Raw genomic sequence first — 5,702 nt, forward strand, 5'->3', positions numbered from 1 at the left:
CGTGTGGGTGGGGTATTTTCAGCCAGGGGAATTGACTAGAGGAGGTGCGGCGGGAGGAACTGTAGCCCAACCAGTTTGGACTGATTGATTGGATGTTTGAGCATACTCAGAAGCTGCTTGGTTTTTGGCTGGGGATGGCTTTTGGGTTGCGGCTTGGGATAGCCATTGATGGTATTCTTCGGGAGATTCCACAACCACGTTTGCTTGCATGGTTGCAAAATATGTGCCGCTGTATTGGGAATCGGTCAATCGATATTGGCCGGGACGGACGGGAGTAAATTCAAAGTCGATGGCATGGTTGGGAATGATATCCTGCTTGAGGCGAAATGCAGGAATGTAAAAGCCGTGAAGAACGTCTTGGGAGTTTAGCGCTAAACGCACGCGGCGATCGCTCGGTAAATGCAATTCAGTACTGGTAACATCTTTTTCTGGATAATGAAATACCCACGCCCATTGTTTGGCTAATACGTCAATTTTTTCGACGGGTTCAGCTAAAGCTGTATCTGGTGAGTCTTTCGCTGCTGCATAAGCTGATTCTATTCCCAGTGGATTATGCAGGTGAACTAGTTGGGACGGGCCTTGAATTCCCATTTGTTCGTAGACTTGGTAGCTGTAACCCGCAATCCAAAACACCAACAAAATTGGAATTGCTGTCCAGACAACTTCTAAGGTGATATTACCTTCAATTGCGGGGCCGTCAGAAAAGTCATCTTTAACTGCGCGATGGAAGATTACAGAATACATCAAAGTACTCGTTACTCCCAAAAAGATGAAGCTACCAAGGGTGACTAAGAAACTAATCAAATTATCAATTAGTTGAGATTCGGCTGCTGCTTGTGGAGGAAGCCAAGAGTAAGCTTGTTTGCCGATCCACAGACTTGTAGCGGTAACTGCGATCGCGCCTGTAAGCAGCGTCAAAATATTTAAAATCTTCTGGATTTTCATGGTCAATATTGGATGTTGGGCATGGGGCATTGGGCATGGGGCATTGAGTATCGGGCATTGGGCATGGGGCATTGGGCTAATGACTAATGACCAATGACTAATAACTTATTTGAGTGTTTTGTTCAGGTCTTGGCCTAGTCGTAATAATCTATCTGCTGTGTTGTGGACGCCAAATTCGGCAGCTAGTTGCGCTCCTAGTGTGCCGTGGAGATACATTACGAACATCACAGCTACGCCTGTGAGTAAATAACTCCATTGCACTTGTCTGTCTGTCTGTCTATATTCTTGTTTGCTCCATACGAAGCGTTGCCATCCTCTCCAGATGGTCATGGCAAAAATTACTGCTAGTAAGAACACACCACCCACACCATGCCAAAGCATTGTGTCTATTGCCTGTAATCCCCAGGCACTTTTCACATTAGTTGGTGGTGTTGCTAATAGCATTTCGTAAAAACCTGCTCCCACCGTGAAAAATGTAATGATGCTGGAAGCAAACATGTTATACCAGCCAACTTCAAAGAAGTTGTCACGTTCGACGGTTATTCCCAAAAATTTGAAGACCCATTTTTGGAAGGGGAAGAAAACACCGACGATATCAAAGGTGATGCCAATGATGAATAAACCCAGTGTTAGATGGACTAAGTTGGGATGAATGGGAATTGTGTAAGGTAGTCCGTTTGCGCCTAGTTGTCCGTTCAATTGGTCAATCAGTTCTGAGTTCATGGCAATAAACCATCCTTTAGCGCTTCCACAACTGGTACTGTATGCAGTCCATACACCCAAACAAGTCGATCTCCCAGATATACCTGCAAGCCAACTATTAAAGTTAAAACTAGTCCGGCTCCCAGATAATAAATCGGTACTTTTTGGGGGTTACGGCTACGAATTACATAGCGCCAAGCTGTAATGGCGGCGATGATTCCCGAAAGCGACCAACCAATTAATGTATGCAAATTCAGCACTGATTTAGCTAAGCTGTAAGGTTGTGCTAAACCAGCTTCAAATTGACCGAAAATAATAGCAACGAAAATGGCAATGGTGGCGACAAACATATTCCACCAACTCACTTCAAACAAGCGAGTTTTACCAGTGAAATAGCCAACTACATCACAAAAAAAGGAAAACAACACCATCGCAATTACGAAGTGGACAACGATGGGATGAATCGTATCTGGATACGGCAAATTATGGTCATTCAAAGATGTAAAATACTCAAGCATTGTGTTCTCCTCGACATATTTACCGCACTTGAGGGTAAGAATTCAGAATTGGCTAAGCCCCGCTCCGCCAAAACAATTCAAAAACAAGCAGTTATCTAAATTCTGAATTCTGAGTTGTGAGTTCTGAATTCTGAATTCTTACTTCATCATTCCCCTTTAAAACTTTGAAAACTGTTCGCTGATTTAATTTTTGCGCGGTGGAATATGTTTAGTTAATTCTTAGCTTTTGGCAGTCAGATTTTGTGAATTTGCCTACAGACAATATTTATGCTGAGATTCCTTTACTTCTGCTGAGAGTCTGTAACAGCAATTGTTAATGTACCTAATCCAAGTTGCTGTTGTTTGTTGATTCGCTTAACCTATCTTTTAGCTTAAGTAAATTTTTATGAATTGTCAAAAGAATCAAAAATAAAAACTTCAAATTTCTTTATGTAGCAAGAAAAATAGTTTTTTATGTATCTAAATTAACATAATTAAAACATTATTAAACACAAAAACAATACTTTTATGTAAAGTATTTCACATTTATAAAATTTCTATTTGTAAAGTAAATCACAAAAATATATAATCTTCAGTAGTTGAGGGAGGTGGGGAGATGGGAGATGAAGGAGATGAAGGAGATGAAGGAGACAAGGGAGACAAGGGAGATGAGGGAGACAAGGGAGACAAGCAGACAAGGAGAATAATTCTTCTGTTAACAGTCAACACTCAACACTCAACAGTCAACACCCTCTATTCCCAATGCCCCATAATCATATTCGGCGGGTATGAGGCCTAAATTAGTGTCATTTAAAATTGTAGTGATTGGTACTTCATTAGGTGGATTATCGGCATTGAAAATCATTCTCCAAAGTTTACCAGAGGATTTTTCAGTACCGATCGCCATTGTTCAACACCGTCATAAAGAGTCTAACAACGCACTCCAGCAACTATTACAAGAATCGATTTCTTTGCCGATTAAAGAAGTGGAAGACAAAGACGAAATACTGCCGAAACATATCTATCTAGCTCCAGCAGATTATCATTTGCTCCTTGAAGAAGGTCACTTTGCTCTTTCCACTGATGAGCCTGTTTCCTATGCCCGACCATCTATTGATGTGTTATTTGAGTCAGCAGCCGATATTTATGGCGAACAAGTTATCGGTATAATATTGACAGGAGCCAACCACGATGGTGTGCAAGGTTTAAAAAAAATACAAGCGCGGGGGGGAATCACTATTGTACAAGAACCCGCCACAGCAGAGAGCAGCATTATGCCAGAGGCAGCAATTTCAGCTGTTGCAGTAAACTGGATTCTGACACTCTCAGACATTGCTGATCGATTGGTCAAGCTTTGTTACTTATCACGGAAATGAACCCATGCAGATGGAACCCAAAGTAAACATCCTCCTGGTAGATGATAAGCTGGAAAATTTACTTGCACTAGAGGCAATCCTAGAAAAACTAGGTGAAAATCTGGTGAGAGCTACTTCTGGGGAAGAAGCTTTAAGGTGTCTGCTGCATCAGGATTTTGCAGTGATTTTGCTGGATGTACAAATGCCAGGGATGGATGGCTTTGAAACAGCTACTTTGATTCGCAATCGGGGGCGATCGCGTCATACACCAATCATCTTTCTCACCGCCTTCAGCACCAGCGATCAAATGCTGTTTAAAGGCTATGCTTTGGGTGCAGTGGATTATTTACTCAAGCCCATCGACCCGAATATTCTTACTTCTAAAGTCACAGTATTCGCAGAATTATTTAAGAAAACAGAAGCCGTCAAGTTACAAGCAGCCCAACTAGTAGCTGTTAATGCCGAACTCAGACAAAGTGAAGAAAGATTTCGTTCCCTGAGTACTTGTTCGCCGGTTGGCATTTTTGAAATTGATACAGAAGGACGCTGTAGATTTACGAATCCACGTTATCAAACAATTTGTGGTGTGAAAGCAGCCCAGAGTGTAGAAAAAAGTTGGCTGGAATCCGTTCATCCTGAAGATAGAGAACGAGCAGTTACTACTTGGTCTGCTTATATTAATGAAGGTCGTGACTACTCCGAAGAATTTCGTTTTCAAACTGCTCATGGCAATGTTCGTTGGGTTCAGGTTCGCTCATCACCGATGCTTTCCGGTCAAGGGGAATTACTGGGGTATGTAGGCACTCTCGAAGATATTACCGAACGCAAGCAAGCAGAAGAAGTCCGCGCTCAAGTAATTCGAGAACAAACAGCAAGACAGGAAGCTGAAGCGGCAAATCGTATGAAAGATGAATTTCTCGCCGTTCTCTCCCACGAACTCCGCACGCCCCTAACCTCGATGCTTGGCTGGTCAAAAATTCTACGTTCTAAAAAACTTGATGAAAAAGCCACTTCCCGCGCCCTAGAGGCCATCGAACGCAACGCCACATCTCAGATGCAACTAATTGAGGACATTTTAGATGTATCAAGAATTATCCGGGGTCAGTTGCGATTAAATGTATGTGCTGTGAATTTGATTACAGTGATGGAAGCAGCTTTAGAAGCAGTGCGTCCTTTAGCAGAGGCCAAAGATATTCAATTAAATACAGTCTTGGATACTTCAGTAGGTTCAATGTATGGCGATCCAGCCCGTTTACAGCAAGTTGTGTGGAACCTATTAACCAATGCCATTAAATTTACACAAAAAGGCGGTAGGGTAGAAGTCAAATTATCTACTTATTTTGGATATTCAATTAACGATAGTCCTGATTTAGCCAGTAATAAAACTGCTTTGGCATCCGCATCTCCAGATGAAAATTCTAATTTAAACACTGACGAAAGTAGCGAGCCAAAATCCAAAAACGAAAATCCCAAATTCCAATACGCCCAAATTCAAGTAATCGATACAGGTATTGGCATCACCCCAGAATTTTTACCGAAAGTATTTGAGCGTTTCCGGCAAGCAGACAGTACCACAACACGATCGCACAATGGACTAGGACTAGGACTAGCGATCGTCCGTCACCTAGTAGAACTCCACAAAGGAACCATCTCAGCCGCAAGTCCAGGCACAGAACAGGGAGCAACCTTCACTGTTAGACTACCATTACTACAAGACAATCGGGGTAACAAAGCCAATAAAGAAGCAGGAGAAATATCTTCCCCTGAAGTTTCTACTCCCTTGGCGGGATTAAAGGTTTTAGTTGTAGACGATGAAACAGATACCCGTAACTTTCTCAGCTTTATGTTTGAGGACTATGGCGCAGTAGCCACCGCCGCCTCATCAGTGGATGAAGCCTTAGCAGTACTGGAACAAGCCAAACCAGATATCCTGATTAGCGACATCGGCATGTCAGAACAAGACGGTTATACCCTGATTCGCAAACTGCGTTCTTTAGAACCAGAAAAAGGGGGACGCATTCCCGCCATCGCGTTAACTGCGTATACGCGAGACGAAGACCGCTTAAAAGCACTCGCAGCCGGATTTCAACAGCATCTACCGAAGCCAATTGACCCCAGTAAATTAATTGGTGTGGTTGTTAATGTGTTGAAGCTACCCGTGGAGATTCCGGTGAGTTAGTGGGCATGGGGCATGGGGCATTGG

The 5,702-nt window shown here is 42.8% G+C and carries 5 protein-coding genes; 2 read left to right on the forward strand and 3 right to left on the reverse strand.

Annotated features, from left to right (window positions below; translation table 11 throughout):
* Nucleotides 1-18: 18 nt before the first annotated feature.
* The 3 genes from GNE10_RS31515 to GNE10_RS31525 all read right to left on the reverse strand — a co-directional run bounded on the left by GNE10_RS31515 (nt 19) and on the right by GNE10_RS31525 (nt 2,165).
* Nucleotides 19-945, reverse strand: coding sequence for a cytochrome c oxidase subunit II (locus GNE10_RS31515; protein WP_185569860.1), 927 nt, complete (start codon nt 943-945; stop codon nt 19-21).
* A gap of 105 nt (nt 946-1,050) precedes the next feature.
* Nucleotides 1,051-1,668, reverse strand: coding sequence for a DUF2231 domain-containing protein (locus GNE10_RS31520; RefSeq protein ID WP_185569857.1), 618 nt, complete (start codon nt 1,666-1,668; stop codon nt 1,051-1,053).
* Nucleotides 1,665-2,165: a DUF2231 domain-containing protein gene (locus tag GNE10_RS31525; protein ID WP_096538688.1), complete on the reverse strand. Its 501-nt coding sequence runs from the start codon at nt 2,163-2,165 to the stop codon at nt 1,665-1,667. Before GNE10_RS31525 ends, GNE10_RS31520 begins: the two co-directional genes overlap by 4 nt.
* A gap of 782 nt (nt 2,166-2,947) precedes the next feature.
* On the opposite strand from GNE10_RS31525, the gene GNE10_RS31530 reads away from it, so the two are divergent.
* Complete coding sequence (locus GNE10_RS31530; RefSeq protein WP_185569862.1) at nt 2,948-3,520, forward strand: chemotaxis protein CheB; 573 nt, start codon at nt 2,948-2,950, stop codon at nt 3,518-3,520.
* Nucleotides 3,521-3,524: 4 nt separating this feature from the next.
* A complete protein-coding gene (locus GNE10_RS31535) occupies nt 3,525-5,678 on the forward strand; it encodes a response regulator (protein WP_185569858.1) in 2,154 nt (717 codons plus the stop codon).
* Nucleotides 5,679-5,702: the final 24 nt, after the last annotated feature.

It is taken from the genome of Nostoc sp. 2RC (assembly GCF_014222165.1).
GTDB classification, from domain to species: domain Bacteria; phylum Cyanobacteriota; class Cyanobacteriia; order Cyanobacteriales; family Nostocaceae; genus Nostoc; species Nostoc linckia.

What these genes read in the sequence shown, in the direction of transcription:
- GNE10_RS31525 (WP_096538688.1), bottom strand. Translation starts at nt 2,165, where the DNA reads ATGCTTGAGTATTTTACATCTTTGAATGACCATAATTTGCCGTATCCA.
- GNE10_RS31515 (WP_185569860.1), bottom strand. Translation starts at nt 945, where the DNA reads ATGAAAATCCAGAAGATTTTAAATATTTTGACGCTGCTTACAGGCGCG.
- GNE10_RS31535 (WP_185569858.1), top strand. Translation starts at nt 3,525, where the DNA reads ATGCAGATGGAACCCAAAGTAAACATCCTCCTGGTAGATGATAAGCTG.
- GNE10_RS31520 (WP_185569857.1), bottom strand. Translation starts at nt 1,668, where the DNA reads ATGAACTCAGAACTGATTGACCAATTGAACGGACAACTAGGCGCAAAC.